This is a genomic window from Allobosea sp. 47.2.35, assembly GCF_024655635.1.
Classification (GTDB): Bacteria; Pseudomonadota; Alphaproteobacteria; order Rhizobiales; family Beijerinckiaceae; genus Allobosea.
In genome coordinates this window covers 40,800-64,576 of the sequence record NZ_JANLGI010000005.1, presented here as the reverse complement: position 1 = coordinate 64,576, position 23,777 = coordinate 40,800, and the positions used below count along the sequence as shown (strand labels likewise).

General features: G+C 66.3%; 28 protein-coding genes. 12 read left to right on the top strand and 16 right to left on the bottom strand.

Going from position 1 to position 23,777, the window contains the following annotated elements:
• Positions 1-20: 20 nt before the first annotated feature.
• Both NUV79_RS08575 and ftsE read right to left on the bottom strand, forming a co-directional pair.
• Positions 21-983 carry a cell division protein FtsX gene (locus NUV79_RS08575; RefSeq protein ID WP_257732656.1) on the bottom strand — a complete coding sequence of 321 codons (963 nt, stop codon included), beginning with the start codon at positions 981-983 and terminating at the stop codon, positions 21-23.
• Positions 970-1,593 carry a cell division ATP-binding protein FtsE gene (ftsE, locus tag NUV79_RS08570; protein ID WP_374679082.1) on the bottom strand — a complete coding sequence of 208 codons (624 nt, stop codon included), beginning with the start codon at positions 1,591-1,593 and terminating at the stop codon, positions 970-972. Before ftsE ends, NUV79_RS08575 begins: the two co-directional genes overlap by 14 nt.
• Positions 1,594-1,859: 266 nt before the next feature.
• Between ftsE and NUV79_RS08565 the strand changes: the two genes are divergently transcribed.
• From NUV79_RS08565 to NUV79_RS08555, 3 genes are all read left to right on the top strand, one after another.
• Positions 1,860-2,660 (top strand): zinc-ribbon domain-containing protein, encoded by an 801-nt coding sequence (locus NUV79_RS08565; protein ID WP_257732654.1) that lies wholly within the window; start codon positions 1,860-1,862, stop codon positions 2,658-2,660.
• 135 nt (positions 2,661-2,795) lie between these two features.
• The gene (hpt, locus tag NUV79_RS08560) at positions 2,796-3,353 is read left to right on the top strand and encodes a hypoxanthine phosphoribosyltransferase (RefSeq protein WP_257732653.1); all 558 of its coding nucleotides are present in this window, start codon (positions 2,796-2,798) and stop codon (positions 3,351-3,353) included.
• Between the two features lie 9 nt (positions 3,354-3,362).
• A complete protein-coding gene (locus NUV79_RS08555; RefSeq protein ID WP_257732652.1) occupies positions 3,363-3,737 on the top strand; it encodes a response regulator in 375 nt (124 codons plus the stop codon).
• A gap of 98 nt (positions 3,738-3,835) precedes the next feature.
• Here the strand turns inward: NUV79_RS08555 and NUV79_RS08550 are convergent, their stop codons facing one another.
• From NUV79_RS08550 to NUV79_RS08540, 3 genes are all read right to left on the bottom strand, one after another.
• Positions 3,836-4,345 carry a TspO/MBR family protein gene (locus NUV79_RS08550; protein WP_257732651.1) on the bottom strand — a complete coding sequence of 170 codons (510 nt, stop codon included), beginning with the start codon at positions 4,343-4,345 and terminating at the stop codon, positions 3,836-3,838.
• A 151-nt stretch (positions 4,346-4,496) separates the two neighbouring features.
• Positions 4,497-5,087: a glycoside hydrolase family 19 protein gene (locus tag NUV79_RS08545; protein WP_257732650.1), complete on the bottom strand. Its 591-nt coding sequence runs from the start codon at positions 5,085-5,087 to the stop codon at positions 4,497-4,499.
• Between the two features lie 75 nt (positions 5,088-5,162).
• Positions 5,163-5,684 (bottom strand): cysteine dioxygenase, encoded by a 522-nt coding sequence (locus NUV79_RS08540; RefSeq protein ID WP_257732649.1) that lies wholly within the window; start codon positions 5,682-5,684, stop codon positions 5,163-5,165.
• 178 nt (positions 5,685-5,862) lie between these two features.
• Between NUV79_RS08540 and NUV79_RS08535 the strand changes: the two genes are divergently transcribed.
• Positions 5,863-6,336, top strand: a complete 474-nt coding sequence (locus NUV79_RS08535; RefSeq protein ID WP_257732648.1) for an Lrp/AsnC family transcriptional regulator — start codon at positions 5,863-5,865, stop codon at positions 6,334-6,336.
• 63 nt (positions 6,337-6,399) lie between these two features.
• Here NUV79_RS08535 and NUV79_RS08530 read toward each other — a convergent pair whose 3' ends face one another.
• The gene (locus tag NUV79_RS08530) at positions 6,400-7,089 is read right to left on the bottom strand and encodes an OmpW/AlkL family protein (protein WP_257732647.1); all 690 of its coding nucleotides are present in this window, start codon (positions 7,087-7,089) and stop codon (positions 6,400-6,402) included.
• 151 nt (positions 7,090-7,240) lie between these two features.
• Positions 7,241-8,860, bottom strand: coding sequence for a peptide chain release factor 3 (locus NUV79_RS08525; protein ID WP_257732646.1), 1,620 nt, complete (start codon positions 8,858-8,860; stop codon positions 7,241-7,243).
• A 195-nt stretch (positions 8,861-9,055) separates the two neighbouring features.
• Between NUV79_RS08525 and NUV79_RS08520 the strand changes: the two genes are divergently transcribed.
• From NUV79_RS08520 to NUV79_RS08510, 3 genes are read left to right on the top strand one after another with little or no spacing between them, the layout of a single operon-like run.
• Positions 9,056-10,189, top strand: a complete 1,134-nt coding sequence (locus NUV79_RS08520; RefSeq protein WP_257732645.1) for an APC family permease — start codon at positions 9,056-9,058, stop codon at positions 10,187-10,189.
• Positions 10,190-10,219: 30 nt separating this feature from the next.
• Positions 10,220-10,417 (top strand): hypothetical protein, encoded by a 198-nt coding sequence (locus tag NUV79_RS08515; RefSeq protein WP_257732644.1) that lies wholly within the window; start codon positions 10,220-10,222, stop codon positions 10,415-10,417.
• A 21-nt stretch (positions 10,418-10,438) separates the two neighbouring features.
• On the top strand, positions 10,439-11,290 hold the full coding sequence (locus NUV79_RS08510; protein ID WP_257732643.1) for a class I SAM-dependent methyltransferase: 852 nt from the start codon (positions 10,439-10,441) through the stop codon (positions 11,288-11,290).
• A 25-nt stretch (positions 11,291-11,315) separates the two neighbouring features.
• On the opposite strand, the gene NUV79_RS08505 is transcribed toward NUV79_RS08510, so the two are convergent.
• The 3 genes from NUV79_RS08505 to NUV79_RS08495 all read right to left on the bottom strand — a co-directional run bounded on the left by NUV79_RS08505 (position 11,316) and on the right by NUV79_RS08495 (position 13,957).
• The gene (locus NUV79_RS08505; protein WP_257732822.1) at positions 11,316-12,077 is read right to left on the bottom strand and encodes an ABC transporter permease; all 762 of its coding nucleotides are present in this window, start codon (positions 12,075-12,077) and stop codon (positions 11,316-11,318) included.
• Positions 12,078-12,085: 8 nt separating this feature from the next.
• Complete coding sequence (locus NUV79_RS08500; RefSeq protein WP_257732642.1) at positions 12,086-13,024, bottom strand: ABC transporter ATP-binding protein; 939 nt, start codon at positions 13,022-13,024, stop codon at positions 12,086-12,088.
• Between the two features lie 297 nt (positions 13,025-13,321).
• On the bottom strand, positions 13,322-13,957 hold the full coding sequence (locus NUV79_RS08495; protein WP_257732641.1) for a hypothetical protein: 636 nt from the start codon (positions 13,955-13,957) through the stop codon (positions 13,322-13,324).
• Positions 13,958-14,104: 147 nt separating this feature from the next.
• Between NUV79_RS08495 and NUV79_RS08490 the strand changes: the two genes are divergently transcribed.
• The 5 genes from NUV79_RS08490 to NUV79_RS08470 all read left to right on the top strand — a co-directional run bounded on the left by NUV79_RS08490 (position 14,105) and on the right by NUV79_RS08470 (position 18,530).
• A complete protein-coding gene (locus NUV79_RS08490) occupies positions 14,105-15,424 on the top strand; it encodes a DUF3422 family protein (RefSeq protein WP_257732640.1) in 1,320 nt (439 codons plus the stop codon).
• A 152-nt stretch (positions 15,425-15,576) separates the two neighbouring features.
• Positions 15,577-15,945: a DMT family transporter gene (locus NUV79_RS08485; RefSeq protein WP_257732639.1), complete on the top strand. Its 369-nt coding sequence runs from the start codon at positions 15,577-15,579 to the stop codon at positions 15,943-15,945.
• Positions 15,946-15,953: 8 nt separating this feature from the next.
• Positions 15,954-16,076: a hypothetical protein gene (locus NUV79_RS08480; RefSeq protein WP_257732638.1), complete on the top strand. Its 123-nt coding sequence runs from the start codon at positions 15,954-15,956 to the stop codon at positions 16,074-16,076.
• Between the two features lie 4 nt (positions 16,077-16,080).
• Positions 16,081-17,085, top strand: a complete 1,005-nt coding sequence (locus NUV79_RS08475; RefSeq protein WP_257732637.1) for an NAD-dependent epimerase/dehydratase family protein — start codon at positions 16,081-16,083, stop codon at positions 17,083-17,085.
• Complete coding sequence (locus NUV79_RS08470; RefSeq protein WP_257732636.1) at positions 17,082-18,530, top strand: aspartate aminotransferase family protein; 1,449 nt, start codon at positions 17,082-17,084, stop codon at positions 18,528-18,530. Before NUV79_RS08475 ends, NUV79_RS08470 begins: the two co-directional genes overlap by 4 nt.
• Positions 18,531-18,618: 88 nt before the next feature.
• Here NUV79_RS08470 and NUV79_RS08465 read toward each other — a convergent pair whose 3' ends face one another.
• The 6 genes from NUV79_RS08465 to NUV79_RS08440 all read right to left on the bottom strand — a co-directional run bounded on the left by NUV79_RS08465 (position 18,619) and on the right by NUV79_RS08440 (position 23,644).
• The gene (locus tag NUV79_RS08465; RefSeq protein ID WP_257732635.1) at positions 18,619-18,918 is read right to left on the bottom strand and encodes a hypothetical protein; all 300 of its coding nucleotides are present in this window, start codon (positions 18,916-18,918) and stop codon (positions 18,619-18,621) included.
• A gap of 134 nt (positions 18,919-19,052) precedes the next feature.
• Positions 19,053-19,667 carry a TlpA family protein disulfide reductase gene (locus tag NUV79_RS08460; RefSeq protein WP_257732634.1) on the bottom strand — a complete coding sequence of 205 codons (615 nt, stop codon included), beginning with the start codon at positions 19,665-19,667 and terminating at the stop codon, positions 19,053-19,055.
• A gap of 93 nt (positions 19,668-19,760) precedes the next feature.
• On the bottom strand, positions 19,761-21,074 hold the full coding sequence (locus NUV79_RS08455) for an FAD-binding oxidoreductase (protein WP_257732633.1): 1,314 nt from the start codon (positions 21,072-21,074) through the stop codon (positions 19,761-19,763).
• Positions 21,071-21,961 carry a UbiA family prenyltransferase gene (locus NUV79_RS08450; protein ID WP_257732632.1) on the bottom strand — a complete coding sequence of 297 codons (891 nt, stop codon included), beginning with the start codon at positions 21,959-21,961 and terminating at the stop codon, positions 21,071-21,073. The genes NUV79_RS08455 and NUV79_RS08450 overlap by 4 nt, the downstream gene beginning before the upstream one ends.
• A 229-nt stretch (positions 21,962-22,190) precedes the next feature.
• On the bottom strand, positions 22,191-23,075 hold the full coding sequence (locus tag NUV79_RS08445) for a tellurite resistance TerB family protein (RefSeq protein ID WP_257732631.1): 885 nt from the start codon (positions 23,073-23,075) through the stop codon (positions 22,191-22,193).
• Positions 23,076-23,173: 98 nt separating this feature from the next.
• Complete coding sequence (locus NUV79_RS08440) at positions 23,174-23,644, bottom strand: Lrp/AsnC family transcriptional regulator (RefSeq protein ID WP_257732630.1); 471 nt, start codon at positions 23,642-23,644, stop codon at positions 23,174-23,176.
• Positions 23,645-23,777: the final 133 nt, after the last annotated feature.

Below are 23,777 nucleotides of genomic sequence, written 5' to 3'. Positions count from 1 at the left end.
TCGCGCCGTGCTTGCGATGCTCATGCCAGCATCCTCAAGTGGTGACGCACGGTGAAGCGGGAGACGAGGCCGGCGATGACGGCGACGACGAGCGCGACGAGGATGACGGCACCATAGCCCGTCCAGCCGATCTCGAAAGCACCGAACAGGGCCTGCAGCTGCTCGGCCTCGGGCGTCGCGCTCCAGCGCGAGGCGAGGAAGCCGAGCACGGCGATCGTGGCGATGGCAGCAAGGCCGCCGAACAGGCCGCCACGAAGGCCGAGCCGGATGAAGCGGCTCTGGAATTCGCGTGCGATGAAATCGTCGTTGGCCCCGACGAAATGCAGGACCTCGACGCTGTCGCGGCTGCCGGCCATCGCGCCGCGGGTGGCGAAGGCGACGGCGAGCGCCGCCGCCGTCAGGACGAGCAGCACGATCGCGAAGCCGGATGCGATGATGGTGCCGGCCATGGCGGAGAGGCGCCGGACCCAGAGCCGGTGGTCGTCGAGCGTCGCGGTTGGTATTTCGCGACGAAGCGTCGCGCCGAAGCCGGCGAGATCGGAGCCTGCTTCCGATCTGAGCTTGAGCACGATCAGGCGTGGCACCGGCAATTCGACGAGGTCGAGCCCCGTGCCGAGCCAGGGCTCGAGCAGCTTGTCGGATTCGGCCTTGGGCACGGCGCGGACGCTCTCGACCTCCTTCAGCCCGCTGGCGAGCATGACGGCGCGGGCGACGTCATCGTCGATCTTGCGATGCGAATCGGGGCGGACCTGGATGGTCATTTCGTTGGAGATGGCGCCGCGCCACTGATCGGAGGCGCGCGCGGCGAGGACCGCTGCCCCCGCGCTGAGCGAAGCGAGGAAGGTCAGGATCGCGATCACCGCCATCAGCGCGCGGCCGGCGACATTGTCGACGGGGACGAGCGGCTGGTCGCGCCGAAGGTTGGCGGGCAGGCCGCGCTCCGTTCGTCCGGGCTCCCGGTCGCTGGCTTCAGGCGTCGACATGGAGGTGTCCGTCGGCCAGTACGAGGCGCGGTGCGTCGTAGATATCCATGAGGTTGAGGTCATGCGTCGCGATGACGACGGCGGTGCCGAGCGATTGCAACTCCATGAACAGGCGCAGCAAACGCCGGCCGAGGCCGGGATCGACATTGCCGGTGGGCTCGTCGGCGAGCAGGAGCTCTGGCCGGCTGATCAGGGCGCGGGCGATGGCCGCGCGCTGCTTCTCGCCACCGGAGAGCACCGGCGGTACGGCATGCATGCGCTCGCCGAGCCCGACCCAGCGCAGCAACTCGACGACCTCGGCGCGGTAGCTCGCCTCCTCCTTGCCGAGGACGCGAAGCGGCAGCGCGACGTTCTCATAGACCGTGAGATGATCGAGCAGGCGGAAATCCTGGAAGACGACGCCCATGCGGCGGCGGAAGGCTGTCAGCGTATCCGGGTCGAGCCGCGAGACATCCTGGCCGAACAGGTTGACCAGCCCGCGCGTCGGTTTCAGCGCCATCAGGATGAGGCGCATCAGCGTCGTCTTGCCGGCCCCGGAGGGACCGGTGAGATACTGGAACGAGCGCGGCTCGATGCTGAAGTTGATGTCCTTCAGCACCTCCGGGCCCATGCCGTATCGCAGGCCGACATTCTCGAACCGAACCAAGCGGTCTTCCTCGTTGAACCGATCTCTTGCGAATCCGCGGACGATCCTACACCGCAAGCCGACGCGCGCGGAAAGACCGTGACGCGGCCAATCTGCGCCGAAGATTCTTCACGAGGCGTTAACCATAAATCGCGCCAATGGAGACGCGCGCAATTGCTGCTGTGGTGCAGCGCCTCGCTGCCGTGCCGAAGCGCTTGCCGCAACCGTCTTGAAGGAGTTGGCTCGCACCCATGCTGATCGTCTGCCCATCCTGCGCGAGCCAATATGAACTCGACGCGGCCAAACTGGGGCCGGAAGGGCGCAAGGTGCGATGTGCCAGCTGCAAGACATCCTGGCATGTCGAGCCGAGCGCCTTCCCCGAGCCGCCGAGCGAGGCCGAGACCCAGGCGCTGCTCGCCGAGGAGTTGGAGCGCGCCGCCGCGATCGATGCCGAGATCACCGCGCTAGCTGCCGAAGCGGGCGCGCAGGGTGTTTCCGAGAAGCCTCCGGTCGTCGAGGCGCCGGTCGCTGCCGTGCCGAAGCGCCGGGGCAAGCGCCCTGCCAAGCCGGGCAAGGCGTCGAGCGCCTTCCTGCGCCGGGGCGGAGCGGGGCTGCCGGTGGCGGCGGCGCTCGCGGGTCTTGCCTTGATTGGAATCGTCGCTTGGCAGCGCCAGGCGGTTGTCCGCGCTGCGCCGCAATTGGCCGGCCTGTTCGAGACAATCGGCATGCCCGTGAATGTCCGGGGCCTCAGCCTCAGCTCTATCGAGAGCGGGGTCGTTGCCGACGGCCAGAACCGTTTCCTCATCGTCGAGGGCGATGTCACCAACATCACCAAAAGCAAGACGGCGGTGCCGCTGATCGAGGTCGCGGTCAAGGATGCCGGCGGCGCGACGCTCTACACCTGGACGACCGAGCCGCCGCGCGCGAGCCTGGAGCCGGCCGAGCTCGTCCGCTTCAGGGCCCGGCTGGCCTCGCCACCGGAGCAGGGGCAGTCGGTCAAGGTGCGCTTCACATCCGCGCAGAGCGCGGCCAATCTCGCCAGCAAGCACTGAGGCTGCTAGGACGGGTGTCTGCCGACCGTTCCGGTGCCGAACCGGACGGCGTTCGCAGACATTGGCCGCATCGGCTCGCTGGCGCATCGGCGTAGCGCGAGGCTGGTTGCGGCCGGATATCGAAACGGAGTCATCATGCCGGAACGGCGCATCAGGGTTCTCTACGATGAAGCGGCGATCGCGCGGCGCAACGAGGAGATGGCGCAGGCCATTGCGGCCAGCAACCCGAAGGACCTGCTCGTCGTCGCCGTCCTGAAGGGCTCCTTCATGTTTGCCGCCGACCTGATCCGCGCGATGCACCGCACCGGGCTCTCGCCGCAGGTCGAGTTCGTTCACCTGTCGAGCTACCGGGCCGGCACGACCTCCTCGGGCCAGGTCGAGATTCTGCGCGACGTCCAGAGCGAGGTGCGCGGGCGCGACGTGCTGCTGGTCGACGACATCCTCGAATCCGGCCGGACGCTGGCCTTCGCCAAGGATCTGCTGGCGGCACGCGGCGCCGGGAAGGTCTCGACCGCCGTGCTGCTGGAAAAGCCGCATAAGCGGGCGGTCAATATCCAGGCGGATTATGTCGGCTTCGAATGCCCGGATTATTTCGTGGTCGGCTACGGCATGGACGTGGCTCATTCCTATCGGCAGCTGCCCTTCGTCGGCGTGGTCGAGACCGATGATCAGGCCGGCCTGCCCGGCATCTGAGGAGTATCCATGTCGCGTATTCTGGTCGTCGATGACGAGGAGCCGCTGCGCGTGCTGGTCGCGCGCGGCCTGAGCCTCGACGGGCATAGCTGCCTGACCGCATCCGATGGGGCCGAGGCGCTGGATATCCTCGAAGCGGAGCAGGGCCGCTTCGACCTGCTGCTGACCGATATCCGCATGCCGCTGATGGACGGCATCGCGCTGGCGCTTGCGGCCAAGCAGCAGTTCCCGGAGCTGACGATCATGCTGATGACCGGCTATGCCGAGCAGCGCGAGCGGGCCAAGAGCCTCGAGTCGATCGTGTCCGAGGTGATGGCCAAGCCCTTCACCATCGCCGATCTGCGCGCGACCGTGATGAAGGTGATCGAGCGCTCGATCGGCTAGATCGTCGCGCGCCCTTCCGGGCGCGAGGTGACGATCCAGCTCCTTGCTTTGGCATCTGCTTCTTCCGAAAAGCGGTTCCCACTTTTCGGTCCGATGCTCTAGCGGTTCAGCCACCAGATCGAGGCGTTGAGCAGCGTCGCGAAGCCGACCCAGGCGAAATAGGGCCAGAGCAGGTTGGAGGCGAGCCGGTCGAGTGGTCGGAAGGCCGCGATCGTCGCGACGATCAGGACCAGCAGCGGCAGGATGACAGCGAGGCCGGCCAGCGGGCTGTTGGCGCCGAAGAAGGCGAAGGACCAGCCGATATTGAAGTTGAGCTGCAGGTGGTAGACCAGCAGCGCGCGCCGGCGGCCGGGGATGCCGACCGGCAGGCGCAGGATGCGGAAAACGCTAAGCGCCATCAGCGCGAAAAGCGTGGTCCAGACCGGTGCGAAGATCCAGTTCGGCGGATTGAAGGGCGGCTTGGCGAGGCCGGCATACCAGGTCGGGATCTGCGGGACGGTCACCGCGCTGCCGGCGATCGAGGCGGCAACGACCGGCAGGATCGCGATGGCGAGCGCCGCCCAGAGCGGCGGGCGATGGTCGGTCCGGATATCGGCAGGCGTCGTCATGACCCGATGATGGAGCGGTGCGGGATGCCTCGCAAGGCGATGGGCCTGCTTGCGGCATGCAGCGAGCATTCCCGCTTGTCATGGAACTTTTTCGGGACTTATCCCCAAGGAAGCGCCGGGCATCACCGATCCCGGCACGCGCGAAGGCCCCTCAGAGCCAAATGCCCTTTGCCTTCGCGAGATACCGGGCCCGCTCCACCAGCCCGTTGCGACCACCATTGATCAGCCTGGTCACGCGTTCCACGTCGTCGGCATCGGCGGCGGCATTGATCGCGCGCTCGCTCCAATAGGCGAAGGCGACGCGCAGCGAGGTTTCGGGCTGCATCGCCAGCTCGGGATTGCGCTCCAGATCAATGCCGAGAATCTGGCCGAAGCGCCGGTAATTCGTCCGGCCAGTCAGCTGAAAGATGCCGCGGCCGTGATAGCGGACGCCGTCGCCGGCCTGGATGTTGCCGAGGTCGCGGCGGCCCTCGTAGCGGCTGAAATAGGCGGGGCCGCCATATTCCTCCAGCGTGCGGAAGCCGTCGGTCTCGTGCGCTGCCTGCGCCAGGAGATGGCAGATGCGTCGGGGTGTCGCGATGTCGTGATCAGCGGCCAGTTCGTCGAAGCGCTCGGCAATGCCGGCGACGATCGTCGCTTTGGCGGAAGGGGCGAGGCGCAGCAGGCGCTCGCGCGTGACCGCCAGCCTCGGCTCGGCTGCGTGGTCGAGACCGACCCAGTTTCCGATGGCGCGCATCGACATGAAAATGCCCTCCCGGGGAAGGAGGGCATCATCGCCGCTGTCGCGGGGCAGGGGATAAGATATCCGCGGGAAAGGTCAGCCGCTGACGGCGGTGTATTCGGTCTCGATCGAGGAGGCATGCACCTCGTGGTCGAAGCCGTAGATATGGATCGAGATCGCCTCGCCCGCCCCGAAATTGCGCATGCGGTGGATATTCGGACCCGAGGGCAGCATGCAGGCGACATAGCCCGGCTTGCGCTCCTGCTCCTCGGTCTGCACGGCGCGATTGGCGTCGATGGCGCGATACCAGGTCTCGGTGACGGTGCCGGAGACGACACCGAAGCAGCAGGAACAATGGTGGTCGTGGATCGAGGTGGCAGAGCCTTCGCCCCAGACGATCGCCCAGACGCTGACGTTCTCGTCGCCGGCGAGGAGGTTGCGGCTATAGCAGCCGGCCTTGCGTTCCAGCGGCAGGCGCTGGATCAGGTCAGGCATGGCGACGAGCTCCTGCAGCACTTCGCGGGCGGCGCTCAGGTAGTCGCGCGTCATCGTGCCGGCATCGGTCCGCAGATTGCGCAGCACGGCCCCGCGCCGCTCCTCGCTGAGAAAACCCTGCATGCCATTCCCCTCTGGATCACTCGGGAAATGATAGGACGCGAACCGAGGCAGTGGTTTGCGGAGTTGGAGAATTTTCATCCCCAGTTGGAATTGTATGCCTTGCATGGGATTATGTGTGGAAATTTCTCTCGGCTTCATTCGCTGGAGAGGAAGCTGATTCTGATTTTTACGAGGAGCCATGGCCAAGCTCGATGCTTTCGACCTGCGTATCCTGGCGCGTTTGCAGGAGGATGCCAGCCTGCCGCTCGCCGAGCTCGCCGAGGCGGTGGGGCTGTCGTCCTCGCCGTGCTGGCGGCGGGTGCAGAAGCTGGAGGAGGGCGGCTATATCAAGCGCCGCGTCGCGCTGCTCGATCGCGACAAGCTCAAGGCCGGCGTCACGGTCTTCATCGCGGTCAAGACGGCGCGCCATTCGATGGAGTGGCTGGAGCGCTTCCACCAGGCGGTGCATGACCTGCCCGAGATCGTCGATTTCTACCGGATGAGCGGCGAGATCGATTATCTGCTCAAGGCCTATGTCGCCGATATCGCGGCCTATGACGCGCTCTACAAGAAGCTGATCTCGCGCATCGACCTCAGCGACGTGACCTCGATGTTTGCAATGGAGGAGCTGAAATCGACCTCGGCGATCCCGCTGGGCTTTGCCGAGCGCTGAGCTCGCAATCTCGGGCAAAAGGGAGCGGCGGACCGCTCCCTTCATCATCCAGCGAGGGAAGGGTCAGAAGCGGTAGGTCACGCCCGCGGCGATCAGCCAGGGATCGATCTTGACCTTGCCCGCGACGAGGCCGTTGTTCACCTTCACCTTGGGCTCCAGGAAGAGCTTCTTGACGTCGAAGTTGAAGCCCCAATGCCGGTCGATCATGTAGTCGAAGCCGGCTTGCAGGGCGAAGCCGAACGAGTCCTTCAGATCGAAATCGGTGAAGCCGCCCTTGGCCTTCTCGTTGAAGAAGACCGTGTAGTTCACGCCCGCGCCGACATAGGGCTTGAAGGCGCCGAGATCGGTGAAGTGGTACTGCAGCATCAGGGTCGGCGGCAGCAGCCAGGCCGAGCCGATGCGCGCGCCGGCGAGGCTGCCCGCGCCCTTCACGTTGTGCGGGGTGACGCCGAGGATCAGCTCGGCCGCGATGTTCTTAGTGAAGAAATAGGTGATGTCGAGTTCGGGGACGACCGAGTTCGAGATATCGACCTTGCCGCCGATGACCGGCGCGCCGCCGATATTCAGGCTGGCCTTTTCCTGCGGGACGACGAACAGCGCGCGGCCGCGGATCATCCACGGGCTCCACTGCGTCAGGACAGGCGCAATCGGGGCCAGCTTGGTCGAAGGCAGGTCGGCTGCCTGAGCGCCGGTCAAGGCAGTGGCGCCGAGCAGCGCGGCGGCGAGGGAAAGTTTGATCGAATGAAACGTCATGGCGGCAGCCCCTGGAGTGGCGAGCCGGGGCGGCCTGTCGGCCGCTCCAGCTCATGGCTCCATCAGCGCCTGTTTCGCGTGATGCGAATTGATGCGGATCAACCAAGGCAGCGGCTGGTGCCGATTGTGACTTTCAGGCCACGGCTGCCGATCAGGCCTTCGTGACCTTCTGGTAGTCCTTCACGTCCGAGAAGGTGATGTCGGGCGCGCGCTCGGCGTCGTATTTCAGCGTGAACTGGCTCGACGCCATGAAGACCGGGTCGCCGTCGAGATCGTCGGCCATGGCCGAGGGCTTGTGGCCGACGAATTTCGCCAGCGCGACCTTGTCGTCCGCAGAGACCCAGCGGGCGATCGAGAACTGGCAGGGCTCGAAATCGACCGGGAGCGAGTATTCCGCATCCATGCGCTCCTTGAGCACGTCGAGCTGGAGCGCGCCGACGACGCCGACGATGGCGGGCGCGCCGTCATGCGGCAGGAAGAGCTGGACGACGCCTTCCTCGGCCATCTGCTGCAGGGCCTCGCGCAGCTTCTTGGCCTTCATCGCATCCTTCAGCTTGACGCGGCGCAGGATTTCCGGGGCGAAGCTCGGCACGCCCTTGAAGACGATGTCCTCGCCCTCGGTCAGCGTGTCGCCAATGCGCAGCGTGCCGTGGTTCGGCAGGCCGACAATGTCGCCGGCAAAGGCTTCCTCGGCGATCGAGCGGTCGCGGGCGAAGAAGAATTGCGGCGCGTTGAGCGGCATCGGCTTGCCGGTGCGGACGAGCTTGGCCTTCATGCCGCGGGTCAGCTTGCCCGAGCAGATCCGCATGAAGGCGATGCGGTCGCGATGGTTCGGGTCCATGTTCGCCTGGATCTTGAAGACGAAGCCGGTCATCTTCGGCTCGTCCGCCTCGATCGGGCGCTTGTCGGCGAGCTGGGCTCGCGGGCTCGGGGCATAGGCGCCCAGCGCATCGATCAGGTCGCGCACGCCATAGTCGCGCAAAGCCGCGCCGAAATAGAGCGGGGTCAGATGGCCCTCGCGGAAGGCCTGGAGATCGAAGGGCTTCAGGCCTTCGGCGGCGAGGAAGACCTCCTCGCGCCAGGTCTCGGCCGCGCCATGCGGCAGCAATTCGTCGAAGAGCGGATCGTCCCAGCCGGAGACCTGGCGGTCCTCGGCGCGCTCGTCGCCCTTCTGGTTGCGGCGGAAGGTATTGGCCTTGAGATCGTAGGTGCCGACGAATTCGCGGCCGCGGCCGACCGGCCAGGTCATCGGCGCGACGTCGAGCGCCAGTGTCGTCTCGATCTCGTTGATCAGGTCGAAGGGGTCGCGCGTCTCGCGGTCGACCTTGTTGATGAAGGTGACGATCGGGATGTCGCGCAGGCGGCAGACCTCGAACAGCTTCTTGGTGCGATCCTCGATGCCCTTGGCGGCGTCGATGACCATGACGGCGGCGTCGACGGCGGTCAGCGTCCGGTAGGTGTCTTCCGAGAAGTCCTCGTGGCCGGGCGTGTCCAACAGGTTGAAGACGTGGCCGCCATATTCGAAGGTCATCACAGAGGTGACGACCGAGATGCCGCGCTGGCGCTCGATCTTCATCCAGTCCGAGGAGGTCTGGCGGCGGCCCTGCTTGGCGCGGACTTCACCGGCGAGCTGGATGGCACCGCCGAAATAGAGCAGCTTCTCGGTCAGCGTCGTCTTGCCCGCGTCCGGGTGCGAGATGATGGCGAAGGTGCGCCGGCGCGCATGCGGCGCCTCGGCCACCGGGGCCTGAAGGGTCGAAAGATCGGTCATGGCCGGTGTGAAGACAGGATGAGGCGGGGGAAGTCAATCATTCTCGGCTTGTGCGCCGGGCAACACGCGCAATCACGCCCCGCTCACGGTTCCGTGAGCATTGCCGACCGGTTTGTGAGCGGAACAACCGCCATTCCCGCCGCATTCTCCGATCCGACTTCCGTCGTACGACTCTGATCAAACGAGGGGGACTGAATGCCCGCAGCCGCGAAGGCCGAGCCGCAGCCGACCTTGTCCGTTTTCGATGCCGTGACGATCATGATCGGCATCGTCGTCGGGATCGGAATCTTCAAGACGCCGGCGATCGTCGCGGCCAATGTCGGGAGCGAGGCCGTCTTCATCGGCGTCTGGGTCGCGGGCGGCATTGTCACGCTGATCGGCGCGCTCTGCTATGCCGAGCTTGCCGCCGCCCATCCCCATGCCGGCGGCGAATATCATTTCCTGACCCGCGCCTATGGCCGGCCGGTCGCTATGCTGTTCGGCTGGGCGCGCGGCACCGTGATCCAGACCGGCGCGATCGCGGCCGTCGCCTTCGTGCTGGGCGACTACGCCGCGCAGATCGCGCCGATCGGGCCGATGGGGCCGGCGATCTATGCGGCGCTCTCCATCGTCGCGCTGACCGCGCTCAACGTCATCGGTACGACCCAGAGCAAGAGGATGCAGATCGTCATGACCTTCGTCGAGGTCGGCGCGCTCGGGGCGATCATCCTGCTCGGGCTGTTCGGAGGCGGTGAGGCGCCGCCGCAAACGGCCGCACCCGCGCCGGCATCGGCCGCGATCGGGCTCGCCATGGTCTTCGTGCTGCTGACCTATGGCGGCTGGTCGGAGGCCGCCTATCTCTCGGGCGAGCTCAAGAACCCCGCCCGCAACATGGTGAAGGTGCTGACGATCGGGACGCTGATCCTGATCGCTATTTATGTGCTGGCCAATCTCGCCCTGCTTTCGATCCTCGGCCTTGACGGCTTGCGCCGTTCGGAGGCGGTCGCCGCCGACATGATGCGGCGTGTCGCGGGCGAGCCGGGCGCGTTGATCGTCAGCCTCGCGATCGTCGTCGCCGCGCTTTCGACCCTGAACGCCACGATCTTCACCGGCGCGCGCGTCTATTTCGCGATGGCGCGGGATCTCACCCTGCTGCCGCGCGTCGGCGAATGGGACGAGCGCGGGCGAGCACCGGCCAACGGCCTGCTGCTGCAAGGCGCCGTCGCGCTGCTGCTCGTCGGGCTGGGTGCCGCGAGCCGCGACGGCTTCCAGGCCATGGTCGATTACAGCGCGCCGGTATTCTGGGCCTTCCTGCTGCTGGTGGGGCTCGCCCTGCCGATCCTGCGCTAGCGCGAGCCCGGGCGGACGCTGCCCTTCAAGGTGCCGCTCTATCCGCTGACGCCGATCCTCTTCTGCATGGCTTGCGCCTACATGCTGCATGCCAGCCTCGCCTATACCGGGAAGGGCGCTCTCGTCGGCCTCGCCGTGGTGCTGGCGGGCCTGCCGCTGCTGCTGTTCCGTCGCCGGGAGCCCGAGACCGCCTTGCCCGCAGATGCCGCACCTGCCCCGCTCAAGTAACGACCGCCCGACAGGAGAGACATGATGAAGATCGTTCGCATCCTCACTGCCGCTTGCGCCATCGGCCTGCTCGCTCCACTTGCCGTCCAGGCCCAGCCCGTCCAGGCGACGAAGGACCCCAGCGCGGTCCCCGATTACGTGCCGCGCTCCGGCCAGCCGGGCAAGGATGTCGTCTGGGTGCCGACCCAGCAGGTCCTGATCGAGCGCATGTTCGAGATGGCCAGGCTGACGAAGGACGACTACCTGATCGACCTCGGCTCGGGCGACGGGCGCACCGTCATCTCGGCGGCCAAGCGCGGCGTGCGCGCGCTCGGCATCGAATACAATCCCGATCTGGTGACGCTGTCGAAGCGCACGGCGGAAGCCGAGGGCGTGACCGACAAGGCGCGCTTCGTCGAGGGCGATATCTTCGAGACCAATTTCTCGGACGCGACGGTGCTGACGCTGTTCCTGCTGCCGGAGCTCAATCTCAAGCTGCGGCCGACGATCCTGAACATGAAGCCGGGCACCCGCGTCGTCTCCAACACCTTCATGATGGATGATTGGGAGCCGGACGAGACCGCTGTCGTCGCCGATAACTGCTCGAGCTATTGCCGCGCCTATCACTGGGTCGTCCCGGCCAAGGTGGCGGGCACCTGGCGGCTCGGCGATGGCGAGCTCAAGCTGGCGCAGAGCTTCCAGAAGCTGTCGGGGACCCTGACGGTCGCGGGCAAGGCGCAGCCGATCTCGGACGCCCGCATGAAGGGCGGCGAGATCAGCTTCATGGCTGGTGGGCGCAGCTATACCGGGCGTGTCGACAACGACCGCATGACCGGCAGCAGCGAGGCGGCCGGCGCCAAGCTGGATTGGCAGGCGACGCGCTCCAGTAGCTGACGGAGCGCGTGGCGGAGCTGCCGGCTCAGTTCTTGAGCCGGTAGCCCGTCTTGAAGATCCAGCCGACGGTGGCGATGCAGGCTATGAGGAAGAACAGCGTCATGCCGAGGCTGACGGCGAGACTGACATCGGCGAGGCCGTAGAAGCTCCAGCGGAAGCCGCTGATCAGGTAGACGACGGGGTTGAACAGCGTCACCGTCTGCCAGAAGGGCGGCAGCATCGAGATCGAGTAGAAGGAGCCGCCAAGGAAGGCGAGCGGCGTCACGATCAGGAGCGGGATGACCTGCAATTTCTCGAAGCCGTCTGCCCAGATGCCGATGATGAAGCCGAACAGGCTGAAGGTCGTCGCCGTCAGCACGAGGAAGAGCAGCATCATGAAGGGATGCTCGATCCGGAGCGGCACGAAGAAGGCGGCCGTCGCCAGGATGATCAGGCCGAGCAGGATCGACTTGGTCGCGGCCGCGCCGACATAGGCGATCACCGCCTCCCACCAGGCGACGGGGGCGGAGAGCAATTCGTAGATCGTGCCGGTGAATTTCGGGAAATAGATCGCGAAGGAGGCGTTGGCGATGCTTTGCGTCAGGAGAGAGAGCATGATCAGGCCGGGCACGATGAAGGCGCCATAGGGCACGCCCTCGACAGATTGCATGCGCGAGCCGATCGCGCCGCCGAAGACGATGAAATAGAGCGAGGTCGAGAGCACGGGCGAGACGATGCTCTGGAGCGGTGTCCGCCAGGTGCGGGCCATCTCGAAACGGTAGATCGCGGCGATGGCGTGCAGGTTCAGGCCGGTCATCAGCGGCGCTCCTTGACCAAGCTGACGAAGATGTCCTCGAGCGAGCTCTGGCTGGTGCTGAGGTCGCGGAAGCGGATGCCGGCCTCGGCGAGGCCCTGCAGCAAGGTGGTGATCCCGGTGCGCTCGGCCTGGGTATCGTAGGTGTAGACGATCTCGTCGCCGGCGGCGGAAAGCCTGAGGTCGAAGCTCGCCAGCGCTTCCGGTACGGCCGCGATCGGCTGCTGGAGCTGGAGGGAGAGCTGCTTCTTGCCGAGCTTGCGCATCAGCTCGGCCTTCTCCTCGACCAGGATGATCTCGCCCTTGGAGATGACGCCGACGCGGTCGGCCATCTCCTCTGCCTCCTCGATATAGTGCGTGGTCAGGATGATGGTGACGCCGTCGTCGCGGAGGCGTCGCACCATCCGCCACATATCCTGTCTAAGCTCGACATCAACGCCGGCGGTGGGCTCGTCCAAGAAGAGGATGCGCGGCTCGTGCGAGAGCGCCTTGGCGATCATGACGCGCCGCTTCATGCCGCCCGAGAGCATGCGGATCTGGCTGTCCTTCTTCTCCCAGAGTGAGAGGTCTTTCAGGATGCGCTCGATCAGGGCGGGATCGCGCGGCTTGCCGAAAAGGCCGCGGCTGAAATTCACCGTCGACCACACCGTCTCGAAGGCGTCGGTTGTCAGCTCCTGCGGGACGAGACCGATGGCCGCGCGGGCGGCACGATAGTCCGTGAGGATGTCGTGGCCATCGGCCGTGACCGTGCCGGTGCTTGGCCGGACCAGGCCGCAGATGATGCTGATCAGGGTCGTCTTGCCGGCGCCGTTGGGGCCGAGCAGGGCGAAGATCTCGCCGCGCCTGATCGCGAGGTCGACCGATTTCAGCGCGCTGAAGCCGGAGGCGTAGGTCTTGGAGAGGCCGGAGACCGAGATGATCGGCGAGGTCGTGTCTGACATGGGCGGCATATAGGGGAGCCGTTGCGTGGTTGCGATGGCGGGAGCATGCGGGGAAAGCATGATCGCCTGTCAGTTCATGGCGGGAAGCGCCGCGAAACGAAAAGGCCGGGCACAGGGCCCGGCCTTCTCCACGCGACGCAACCGCACGCTACTTCATGAAGAACCACAACAGGATGATGATCGGGATCGGAACGCCTACAAGCCACAGAATAATCGAGCGCATGTGTCAGCCCCTCGTTGGATCGATGATGCTGCGGCAACGTTTTTCGGAGGGAAAAAGTTCCTGCCTGCGGGCCGTCAGGCTGTGCCGAAAGCTTCCACGCTCGGGTGCCATTGCGGGCGATAGCCATGCTGCAAGGCTGCGAGCGTTGCGGGTGGAGTGAGCACGGTCACGGTTCCCGTTGGACGACTCTGCCGCGCGACATAGCCACCGGGCGACCAGAGCAGGGCGGAGGCGCCGCGCAGCGCCAGGAAGCTCGTTCCGTCATCCGATCGCAGCATCGCTCCATTGGGCAATTGCTCCGCCGCCAGCCGGTGCGTGCGCTTCATCCGGCCGTCGCGGCGGTCGGCGTCGAGGATGCGGTCGATCTCGGGGAAGAGCGGTGTCTCGGGGAGGCCGAGGCCTCTGACAAGCGCCTCGCGATAGGCGAGCGCGTCCGGGCGCCGGCATTCCATGCAGGGGCGATGGCCCGCCGCGAGCGCCGTCACCTCGTCGCAGAAGAACAGCTCGGTATAGCCGCGGCCCCAGACCTTGCGCTTGCGGCCCTTGAAGGAGAGGACGCAGCAGAGCCAGTGATGCGTCGCCTGGATCCGGCTGGGCACCTCATGCGCCGTGGGGTCGTGAAAGCGGCCGCCGCGATTGCCGTAGAAGGTGCCGCGTGCCGGATCGGCGAAGAGCGTGCCATCGGGCCTGACGCGGTTGGGAAGGGGCATGGGAGGGCTCGCCGAGCTTGACCGTCGTGAGCATCCGGGCCGGGCGCGACAGGCCGTGGCAGCAGCGCCCGGCCCTGCGACGCTGGAGCGTGTTGGCGCATCGGATGACCTAAGGCAAGCTGGCTTCGTCCAGGCGGGGGGACGGCGATGGAAGACGTGCGTCATGCGAATGCGATTCAGGCGCCACAGCCGGCGCCGTCGCGGCTGATCGCCCATCCCGATCGCGGCCTGATCCTGGGCGAGGTGCATGCCCGCCCTTTCGCGCCGATGGCGACGCCGAGCCGCGTCCTGCATTTCGCCTTCCTGACCGATGCCGAGCAGGCTGCCGCTGATCGCGCGGCGCTGGCGCGCTTCTGTGCCGAGCGCGGCGTCGCCGGTCCGTCGGAGGACGCGAAGCATCATCGTGTCCGGCTCAACGACACCGGTTTGCGCTGGGAGCAGCATAGCGAGTTCACCACTTATAGCTGGGAGTTGCAGGCGAATGGCGGCCAGCCCTTCGAGCCGCCGCCCACGATGCTGCCGCAGCCGATGCTCGAATTGCCGCAGCCGGGGCCGCATCTCGTCTCTGTCGATCTGCATTTGGTCGTCGAGCGGCCGACCGAGGCTTTCGACCGCCTCTTCGATGCCTCCAGCCTCGCCGTCGTCTCGGTCGATGGCGGCGCGGCCATGGCGGCGACGGATTTCCGGGCCTGCGCCGATGGCTTCGTGCGCGTCCTGGTGCGGGATCGCTCGCTGACGCCGGCGCAGACGGGCGCGCTCGCGCAACGCCTGCTGGAGATCGAGACGTACCGGACGCTGGCCCTGCTTGGCCTGCCGGAGGCCTATCGCATCGCGCCCTTCGTCAAGTCGACGGAGGAGGCGCTGGTGCGGATCGCCGGCACGATGACGCGGACCGACGGGCTCGCCGCCGACAACGCGCTGCTCGACGAGATGACGGCGCTCGCCGCCCGGCTCCAGGCGGAGGCGACCGTTGCCGGCTACCGCTTCGGCGCGAGCCGCGCCTATAGCGATATCGTGCAGCAAAGGCTCGCCGCGATCGGCGAGCAGCCGCATGAGGGCTGGCCGACGATCTCCGCCTTCCTGTCGCGGCGGATGGCGCCGGCGATGCGGACCTGCCAGATGCTGGTCGGGCGCCTGGCCGATCTCTCGCGCAATCTCGGGCGCGCTTCCAATCTGCTGCGCACCCGCGTCGATGTCGCACTGGAGCAGCAGAACCGCGACCTGCTCGCCGCGATGAACGAGCGGACGCGGCTGCAGTTGCGGCTGCAGCATACGGTCGAGGGGTTGTCGGTCGCGGCCATCGCCTATTACGTCGTCAGCCTGTTCGGCTATCTCGCCAAGGGCGCGAAAGAAGCGGGCTGGCCGATGCCGGATACCGGCGTCGCCATGGCGCTGTTCGTGCCGGTGGCGCTGGCCGGCGTCTGGCTGGCGGTCAGGCGCATCCGGCGCGGGCATCACGAGAGTTGAGCAACGCCTGAAGAAGCGCCTGCGATTTTCTGCGATCCCGTCAGCAGAGCCTTAACGCTAGAAGCAAGTCGGCGCCGGCCCCTAAGGCATTTGAAGTATTTTCGGCTGCATCCCAGTGGCGACGAAGCCATGCGGAGCCGGCAAGCGCCACCATGAACGCCTATCTTCCCCTGATCCTGTTCACGGTGCTGACCAATGCCGCCGCGCAATTGATGCTGAAGCGCGGCATGACCGGCGTCGGTTCGCTCGATGTCGCCGGCGACGGGCTGATCGCCACGATCTTCCGCGTCGTCTTCAACCCCTTCGTCTTCGCGGGCCTGTGCACTTTCGTGATCAGCATGGCCTCGCACCTGATCGTGCTCTCCAAGGTGCAGATCAGCTACGCCTACCCGTTCCTGAGCCTCGCCTATGTCGTGGTCGCGGCTTACGCCTATTTCGTCTTCCACGAGGATCTGAGCGCGATGCGCATCGCGGGCATCGGCTTCATCGTGCTGGGCACCATTTTCATTGCACAAAGCTGAGGGAGATCATGGACCTGATCGTACGCCTGTTCCTGCGCCTCGGCGCCCTGTTTGAGCCGCCGGTGGCGCCGCAGCCGGTGCCCGTGCCGGTGCGCAACCGCCATCCTCGCCTGCCTGTCGACCGGAGGTGACGCGATGAAGCACATCATCATCGGCGGGGACGGCTTCGTCGGCTCGCATCTGGCGGCGGATCTCTCCGCCATGGGCGAGGAGGTGCTGGTCGCCGACATCCACCAGAGCGGCCATGCGCATTACGCCAAGGTGCCGTTCCTGAAGATCGACGTGACCCAGGCCGAGAGCGTGAATTCAATCCCGCTTTCGCCGGAAGACCTCGTCTACAATCTCTCGGCCAAGATGCTCTCGCCGATCGTGACGCGGGCCGAGAGGCACGAGTTCTTCTGGCCGGTGAACTATCACGGCACCCAGAACATCCTGTCCTGGATGGAGAAGAACGGCGCCAACCGGCTCGTCCATTTCACCACCGACATGATCTACGGCCATTCGGTGACCGTACCGCAGGACGAGACGCACCCGGCCCATCCGCTCGGCGAGTACGGCGAGAGCAAGCTTGCGACCGAGCGTCTCGCCGACGAATACCGCGCCAAGGGTTTTCGCATCCCGATCTTCCGGCCGCGCCTGATCATCGGGCCCGGCCGTCTCGGCATCCTCGTCAAGCTGTTCAAGCTGATCGACATGAACCTGCCGGTGCCGATGATCGGGTCGGGCAAGAACCCCTACCAGTTCATCTCGGTCTTCGACTGCGCCAGCGCCTGCGTCGCGGCCTGGAAGGCGGGCTTCCCGAACGAGGCCTATAATCTCGGCTCCGACGATCCGCCGCCGGTGCGCAAGCTGCTCGGCGACCTGATCAAGCATGCAGGTTCCAAGTCGATCCTGCTGCCGACGCCCGCCTCGCTGGTGAAGCTGACGCTGGATACGCTCGACGCGATCAACCTGCCGATCATGGATCCCGAGCAGTACAAGATCGCCGACGAGATCTGCATCCTCGACACCTCCAAGGCCAAGCGCGAGCTCGGCTGGGCGCCGCAATATCGCGACGAGGACATGCTGCTCGCCGCCTATACCGAATACCGCAAGGCCAAGGATGGCCTGAAACAGGCCGAGAGGAGCCTCGCCGCATGAGCATGCCCGCTTTCAAGAACGAGGACATAGCCGTGACGAATGCCCGGCCTCAGCTCATCAGCGTGGAAGCCGCCAAGCAGCTCGACGCCGCGCAGGTGAAGGAACTCTTCGCCAACCATATCAACCCCGGCCAGCTTCACTTCCTGAAGCTGCTCGGCTTCGACAAGATCCTCGTCGATCGTGCCGAGGGCATGCATTACATCACGAAGGATGGCCGCAAGATCCTCGATTTCTTCGGAGGCTTCTGCTCGGTCGCCTTCGGCCACAACCATCCGCGCATCGTCGCGGCCCGGCAGAAGTTCCAGGACGAGAACCGTCATGAGATCTGCATGGCCTTCATGTCGCAATATGCTTCAGCGTTGGCGAAGAACCTCGCCACCATCGCGCCGGGCGATCTCGACATGGTCTTCCTCGGCTCGACCGGCTCGGAGGCGATGGAGGCGGCGCTGAAGGTCGCCGAGCAGGCGCAGGGACCGGAGAAGTCCAAGATCCTGCACGCCGCGAACTCGTTCCACGGCAAGACCAAGGGCGTGCTCTCGGTCACGGATTCGACGCTCTACCAGTCGCAGTTCAAGCTGGTCGAGAATCGGGTGAAGGTGCCGTTCGGCGACATCGACGCCGTCCGGCAGGCGCTCGAGAGCGATCCCTCGATCGGCATCGTCGTGATGGAGACGATCCAGGGCGGCGGCGGCATCGTCGAGGCGCCCGCGGGCTTCTGGCGCGAATTGCGAGCGCTTTGCGACAAGCATGGCGTGCTCTGGGTCGCCGACGAGGTGCAATGCGGGCTCGGCCGAACCGGCCAGTTCTTTGCCTTCGAGCGTGACGGGGTGGTGCCGGATGTCACCGCGCTCGCCAAGGCGCTGGGCGGCTCGAAGGCCGCGATGGGCGCGATGATTGCGCGGCGCGAGATCTACATGAAGGCCTATGGCAAGCCGAAGAGCGCGCTGATCCATGCGCAGGCGACTTTCGGGGGCATGGGCGAGGCCTGCGTCTCGTCGATCGAGGCCCTCAACGTCCTCTATGACGAGGACCTGATGGGCAATGCCCAGCGCCAGGGCGACTACCTGATCGAGAAGCTGAACGGCCTGCGCGCCAAGTATCCGACCTTGCTCAAGGAAATCCGCGGGCGCGGCCTGATGATCGGCGTCGAGTTCCAGGATATCAGCGAGACCATGCCCTTCGGACTGAAGCACATGGTCGCGCTGCTCGACGACAAGCTGAAGGGTTCGCTCTGCGGCTTCGTCGGCGCGCTGCTCCTGAAGGAGCATGACGTGCTCGTCGCCTTCACCGAGTACAACCGCAACGTCATCCGGCTGGAGCCGCCCTTGATCGTCACGCGCGAGCAGTGCGACCAGTTCCTCGCGGCCTTTGAGGCTGTGCTGTCAGGCGGCGTCACCGGCATCGTCACCGGCTACCTGCGCAAGGTCGCGGTCGGCAAGGGCTGAGCGGTTCGCTCTGCGACAACAAAAAAGAGGCCGGCGTAAGCCGGCCTTTTGAGTCAAGGGTCTCGAAACAGGGGTCTTCCAGAAAGGCTCAGTAGTAGCCGCACACCCGGCGGTAGCCGATGACGTTGCCCCAGCGGTCGAAGCGCTCGACCATGTCGCAGGAGCGGACGGGGGCGGCGTAGTAGCCGTAGCCATAGGCGGGGCGGGTGGCGCCGGCGATGATGGCGCCCGCAGCGAGCGCGCCGACCACACCGGCTCCGACACCCCAGCCCCGATAGCCGTAGCCGTAACCCCAGCGCGGCCGCGCCTCGGCACCGGAAGCCGCGAAGGTGGTGGCCAGGGTGAGGGCCGCGAGGGTCGCGGTCACGGTCTTGCGGAACGTCGTCATGCTCGTCTCCCGATCTCTGCGAGAGCGAAGGTTTCGCTCTTCATGCTCATTGGTCTCGGTGAGCGGCAGACGGGTTCAAAGGTGGCGTGAGATTTTTTCGGAGCGGCTCGGATTGCCATGAAGCGCAGGTGCGCTCAACCCGCAGCTCGCCCATAGAAGCGCAGCAATTCCAGTCCCTCCGGGCTCGTCCAGTCCGCTTCGCCGACAAGATAACCGACGCTGCGCGCCTCGCGGTCGAGCAGATAGGTCATCGGCATGCCATAGAGTGGGAACGGCGTGGGCTTGGTCGATTTCGGCCCCGAGGCCACCGTTCCCTCGGCATCGATGAAGGTCGCGAGATCGGCAAGGCCGAGCCGGTCGAGATAGGTCTTCACGGTCGCCACGGATTTGTCGAGTGAGACGGGCACGACGACGAAGGGCTCGCTGGTTGCTCTGGCTTGCAGCCGCCGCAGAATCGGCAATTCGCGCCGGCAAGGCGGGCACCAGCTCGCCCAGAAGTTCAGGAGGACCGCCTTGCCGCGATAGGCGGAGAGTGCCCGGGTCTTGCCGGCGAGATCGGTCAGGACGAGGGAGCCCGCCTCTTCCGGCGGGTCGATCTGGATGAATTGCGAGCTCGGTCCGGCGAACCGCGGTGGCTGCCGGGCCGCGGCAGGCGTGGCGGCCCATGGCGAGAACAGCGTGAGGGCGAGAGCCCGGCGGCGTGTCGGCGAAAGGGCGATGTCGCGGTTCAGTGCCGTTTGATCTTTCACAGGGGTCGTCATGAGCCGCTGCTAGCAGCAGGCCGCCTGCCGGGAAACCGCCGTCGCGCCTGCCTCACCTGGCCGTGATGCCGCAGCCCGCCTCTACTGCGCCGTGACGCGGCGCCAGAAATCTGAGGAAAAGCCCGGGTCGATATGCCCGGCGAACTCGGGCAAGCGCGGGAAGGAGGCTGCGAAGGTCGCTGAAGACATGCGGGCATCCTTGTAGGGATTGACCCGCCCACCGGCGGTGATCGCAAGGCCGTCGAGCCGCGTCAGCAGCCGCTCGGTCCGCTCGCCGCGATAGGGGAAATCCAGCGTCAGCGTCGCGCCCGGCATGGGGAAGGACATCAGGCCGGGCGAGGGCTTGTCGCCGAAGAGCTTCAGCACCGTCAGGAAGGAGGCCTCACCGGCAGCGAGCGTCTGCCGCAGCATCTCCGCGACGGTTGCGGCGGCGTTCTCCGGCGGGATGGCGCATTGGAACTGCCGCAGGCCCTTCGGGCCATAGGCGCGGTTCCAGTCATGGATGCGGTCGAGCGGGTAGAAGAACGGACGATAGGGTACGCGGCGTTCGAGGCGATCGCGCGGCTGGCTGTTGCGATAGAGCCAGTTGAAGGCAGCGAGCGTCACGCGGTTGATCAGCGGGACAGGTGGCTTCAGCGGGAAGGGCAGGGAGCGCGCCTCGCGCGGAGGCGGTTCGCCGGAGGCGGGGGCGTGATTGGCCCTGAAGAAGACGCCGCGGCCGAAATTCCGCCCGCTGGCGAGCGAGTCGATCCAGGCGACCGTATAGTCATGCGTGGCGTCGGAGGCGGCGGCGATCTCGAAGAAGCCATCGAGATTGTCGAAGGGCAGGACCTCCTGCGCCATTTCCGCCGAGGCGATCGGCATCAATTGCAGCGTCACCTGCGTCACCAGCCCGGTCAGGCCGAAGCCGCCGATGGTCGCGGCGAAGAGCTCGCCGTTCAGGTCCGGTGCGCAGATCAGATGCTGCCCGTCCGAGCGGACGAGCTCGAAGGCGCGGACATGGCTGCCGAAGGTGCCGGCGCTGTGGTGATTCTTGCCATGGACGTCATTGGCGAGCGCGCCTCCGACGGTGACGAAAGCGGTGCCGGGCGTGACCGGCGGAAACCAGCCGGCGGGCACGGCGATCTCGAGCAGGCGGTCGAGCATGAGTCCGGCGCCGCAGGTGATGAGGCCCGTCTCGCGATCGAAGGCGAGGATGTCGTCGAGGCCGCGCGCATCGATCAGCGTGCCGCCGTCGTTCAGGCAGGAATCGCCGTAGGAGCGACCGTTGCCATAGGCAAGGAGGGGGCGGCGCGGGCGGTGAGGCGCATCCAGCCAGTCGCGGGCATCGAGGATCGTGCTGCCGCGGGCTGCGAGCCCGCCCCAGGACCGGAAATCCGAAAGCGATGCGGTCACGGCAGGAATGTCGCAGCGACCATGATCAGGACCACGAGCAGCCCCATGAACTGGCTGCGCCAGTCGCGGATCATGAAGACCAGCGGATCGTCCGGCATATGGCCGCGACGGGCCAGGAACCAGATCCGGGCCATCTGGTAGAGGATGATCGGGCAGATCAGCCAGATCAGCTTCGGCTGGCTGTAGAGCTGCTTCACATTGGCGCTGTCGACATAGAGCGCCATGATCAGCGCACAGGTGCAGCCCGAGGCCATGCCGAGCTGGGACAAGGCCTCGATATCCTCAGCCTGATAACCACGCCCCGCCTTCTTCAGGCCGGACTGGTCCTGGGTCAGGCGCAGTTCGGCATAGCGCTTCACCAGCGCGAGGCTGAGGAAGAGGAACATCGCGAAGGCGAGCAGCCAGGACGAGACCGGGATCGCGGCGGCGGCATTGCCGGCGAGGATGCGCAGCGTGTGCATGGCGGCCAGCCCAAGCACGTCGACCAGCAGCTTGCGCTTGAGGAAGAGCAGATAGGCCAGCGCCAGGAAGAGATAGGCCAGCAGCGAAAGCAGGAACGGTTGCGGCTGCGGGACGAGCAGCACCAGCGAGAAGGCCGCGACGAGCAGGATGGGGACGGCTGCATAGGCCTGCGCCGCCGTGATCTCGCCGGCCGCGAGCGGGCGCTTGCACTTGGTCGGGTGGCGCCGGTCCGCCTCGACATCCTTGATGTCGTTGAGGAGGTAGATCGCGGAGGCGATCAGGCTGAAGGCGACGAAGGCGATCAGGCCAAGCCAAAGCGCGTGCGGATCGAACGCGTCGTGGTTGAGCAGGATCGGAACGAAGACGAGGCCGTTCTTGAGCCAGTGGTGCGGCCGCATCGCCCTGATCATCGCGGTCACAGACATTGTTCGACCCGTCTCCCCCAAGACATGGGCCGGCCTCCGCGACGCGGAACCCGACAGCCGGTGCAACCGGCGCGGGCGTTATCGGACGTAAAACCCTAAGCGGGGGTGCATGTGGCGCCGAAACGGGCAGTGATTTCAACGCCATGCTTAACGCCCGGCTTCCGCGTTCCGCGAAAGCCGGCGCTGACGGTGCCCGGACCGGGCACCGTCAAAGGGTAACCGCCGCGTCTCAGACCTTCGCGGCGCTGGCGGCGGCGTCGATATTGGCGACCAGTTCGGCATCGAGGCCGAGCGAGCCGGCGAGCCCGGCCAGGAAGTCCTTCTCGGCCGCGTTGTCCGGATTGATGGCGATGCGCGCGGCCGTATAGATCTGGGCAGCGAGTTCGGGGCTTTCGGCCGCCTCGACCAGCGTGTCGATCGAAGCGGGCTTCGCCATCTCCTTCGCCAGCCACTCATGCGCCTCCTGCTCGAGGCCGGCCTCCTTCAGGCCGCCGAGGATGGCGCTCTGCTCTTCCGCATCGATATGCCCGTCGGCGGCGGCGGCCGCGATCATGGCGCGGATGAAGACGAGGGCGGTGGCCTCGCTCGCGGCCTGCGGCTCGAAGCCGGTGCCGGCCGGCGCCGGCAGCACCTCCTGCTGGGTGGCATTGAGCAGCGGCTTTCCGGCCTGATAGTTCTGATAGGCCTTGTAGGCGAGGCCGCCGATCAGCGCGAGGCCGCCGAGCTTGGCCGCCGAGCCTGCGACCGAGCGGCCGGTGCTGGTGCCGAAGACGAGCGCGCCGAGGCCGCCGAGCACCGCTGTCGCCAGCGCGGGATTGCTGGTGAACACGCCCTTGGCCTGCTCGATGAGCTGGTCCGGCGTCCGGCCGCCGGTGACCCGGCCGAGCGCGTCGCCGGCGCCCTGCTGCACACCTGTCTGGCGCGCGGCGTCGCCGAGGCCTTGTGTCGCCTGGGTCAGGATCTGCCCCGCGAGCCCGCCGATGCCGCCCGAGCGCTGGACCTGATCGGCCAATCCGCCGAGCATGCCGCCGAGACCGCCTTGCTGTCCCGCCTGCGCGCCTGCCTGGCTGCCGGCGCTGATCAGGGCGTCGAGCAGGGATTTGGCGTTGAACATATCGTTTCTCCTGTTGGCGGCCGTCATGCCGCGCAGTCGAGTTTGATCAGCCGTATGAAAACGGCGTGACCAAGGCGCGATTTTGCACAGCTGCGCGTCTACGTCATCGGCAATGGCAGCAGTCCCGGCTCCTTCAGCGTCTCCAGCGCGATCTCCGAGCGCACGCGGGCGACGCTTTCATGCGGCATCAGGATTTCGTTGACGAGGCGGGCGAGCGCTTTGAGGTCGCCGACGGCGACCTTCAGTAGATAGTCCGCCTCGCCGGTCAAGGCATGGGCCTCGAGGATCGCGGGCGTCAATCGCACGAGATCGCGGAAGCGGCGGGCATTGTCCCGCGTGTGGGTATCGAGCGCGACATGGATGAAGACGATGACGCCGAGCCCGACGGCGGAGGGCTCCAGCGCGGCGCGGTACCCGCGGATGACACCTTCCTGCTCCAGACGCTGCCGCCGACGCGAGACCTGGCTCGCCGACAAGCCGATGGTCTCGGCCAAGGCGGCGTTGGTCATTGAAGCGTCGCTCTGCAGCGCATCGAGCAGGCGCCAGTCGAGTGCGTCAAGCGTAGCCATTCGGTGCATCCATTGCGTTTACTATGCGTGAATCGTGCATTGAAATTTTCAAAAAAGGCAAATTTGCACGCCATTTGCCTGCCAACTGCGCGATGATTGAGCACCCCGATGAGAGCAGACAGGAGGAATGCCA

Excerpts from the sequence above, each read along its gene's own strand:
- NUV79_RS08445 (WP_257732631.1), bottom strand. The coding sequence starts at position 23,075 with ATGTTCAACGCCAAATCCCTGCTCGACGCCCTGATCAGCGCCGGCAGC.
- NUV79_RS08510 (WP_257732643.1), top strand. The coding sequence starts at position 10,439 with ATGATGAAGATCGTTCGCATCCTCACTGCCGCTTGCGCCATCGGCCTG.
- NUV79_RS08480 (WP_257732638.1), top strand. The coding sequence starts at position 15,954 with ATGGACCTGATCGTACGCCTGTTCCTGCGCCTCGGCGCCCTGTTTGAG.
- NUV79_RS08555 (WP_257732652.1), top strand. The coding sequence starts at position 3,363 with ATGTCGCGTATTCTGGTCGTCGATGACGAGGAGCCGCTGCGCGTGCTG.
- NUV79_RS08575 (WP_257732656.1), bottom strand. The coding sequence starts at position 983 with ATGTCGACGCCTGAAGCCAGCGACCGGGAGCCCGGACGAACGGAGCGC.
- NUV79_RS08540 (WP_257732649.1), bottom strand. The coding sequence starts at position 5,684 with ATGCAGGGTTTTCTCAGCGAGGAGCGGCGCGGGGCCGTGCTGCGCAAT.
- NUV79_RS08530 (WP_257732647.1), bottom strand. The coding sequence starts at position 7,089 with ATGACGTTTCATTCGATCAAACTTTCCCTCGCCGCCGCGCTGCTCGGC.
- NUV79_RS08495 (WP_257732641.1), bottom strand. The coding sequence starts at position 13,957 with ATGCCCCTTCCCAACCGCGTCAGGCCCGATGGCACGCTCTTCGCCGAT.
- NUV79_RS08525 (WP_257732646.1), bottom strand. The coding sequence starts at position 8,860 with ATGACCGATCTTTCGACCCTTCAGGCCCCGGTGGCCGAGGCGCCGCAT.
- hpt (WP_257732653.1), top strand. The coding sequence starts at position 2,796 with ATGCCGGAACGGCGCATCAGGGTTCTCTACGATGAAGCGGCGATCGCG.
- NUV79_RS08520 (WP_257732645.1), top strand. The coding sequence starts at position 9,056 with ATGCCCGCAGCCGCGAAGGCCGAGCCGCAGCCGACCTTGTCCGTTTTC.
- NUV79_RS08450 (WP_257732632.1), bottom strand. The coding sequence starts at position 21,961 with ATGTCTGTGACCGCGATGATCAGGGCGATGCGGCCGCACCACTGGCTC.
- NUV79_RS08470 (WP_257732636.1), top strand. The coding sequence starts at position 17,082 with ATGAGCATGCCCGCTTTCAAGAACGAGGACATAGCCGTGACGAATGCC.
- NUV79_RS08500 (WP_257732642.1), bottom strand. The coding sequence starts at position 13,024 with ATGTCAGACACGACCTCGCCGATCATCTCGGTCTCCGGCCTCTCCAAG.
- NUV79_RS08485 (WP_257732639.1), top strand. The coding sequence starts at position 15,577 with ATGAACGCCTATCTTCCCCTGATCCTGTTCACGGTGCTGACCAATGCC.
- NUV79_RS08490 (WP_257732640.1), top strand. The coding sequence starts at position 14,105 with ATGGAAGACGTGCGTCATGCGAATGCGATTCAGGCGCCACAGCCGGCG.
- NUV79_RS08550 (WP_257732651.1), bottom strand. The coding sequence starts at position 4,345 with ATGACGACGCCTGCCGATATCCGGACCGACCATCGCCCGCCGCTCTGG.
- NUV79_RS08465 (WP_257732635.1), bottom strand. The coding sequence starts at position 18,918 with ATGACGACGTTCCGCAAGACCGTGACCGCGACCCTCGCGGCCCTCACC.
- ftsE (WP_374679082.1), bottom strand. The coding sequence starts at position 1,593 with ATGGGCCCGGAGGTGCTGAAGGACATCAACTTCAGCATCGAGCCGCGC.
- NUV79_RS08440 (WP_257732630.1), bottom strand. The coding sequence starts at position 23,644 with ATGGCTACGCTTGACGCACTCGACTGGCGCCTGCTCGATGCGCTGCAG.
- NUV79_RS08535 (WP_257732648.1), top strand. The coding sequence starts at position 5,863 with ATGGCCAAGCTCGATGCTTTCGACCTGCGTATCCTGGCGCGTTTGCAG.
- NUV79_RS08545 (WP_257732650.1), bottom strand. The coding sequence starts at position 5,087 with ATGTCGATGCGCGCCATCGGAAACTGGGTCGGTCTCGACCACGCAGCC.
- NUV79_RS08565 (WP_257732654.1), top strand. The coding sequence starts at position 1,860 with ATGCTGATCGTCTGCCCATCCTGCGCGAGCCAATATGAACTCGACGCG.
- NUV79_RS08475 (WP_257732637.1), top strand. The coding sequence starts at position 16,081 with ATGAAGCACATCATCATCGGCGGGGACGGCTTCGTCGGCTCGCATCTG.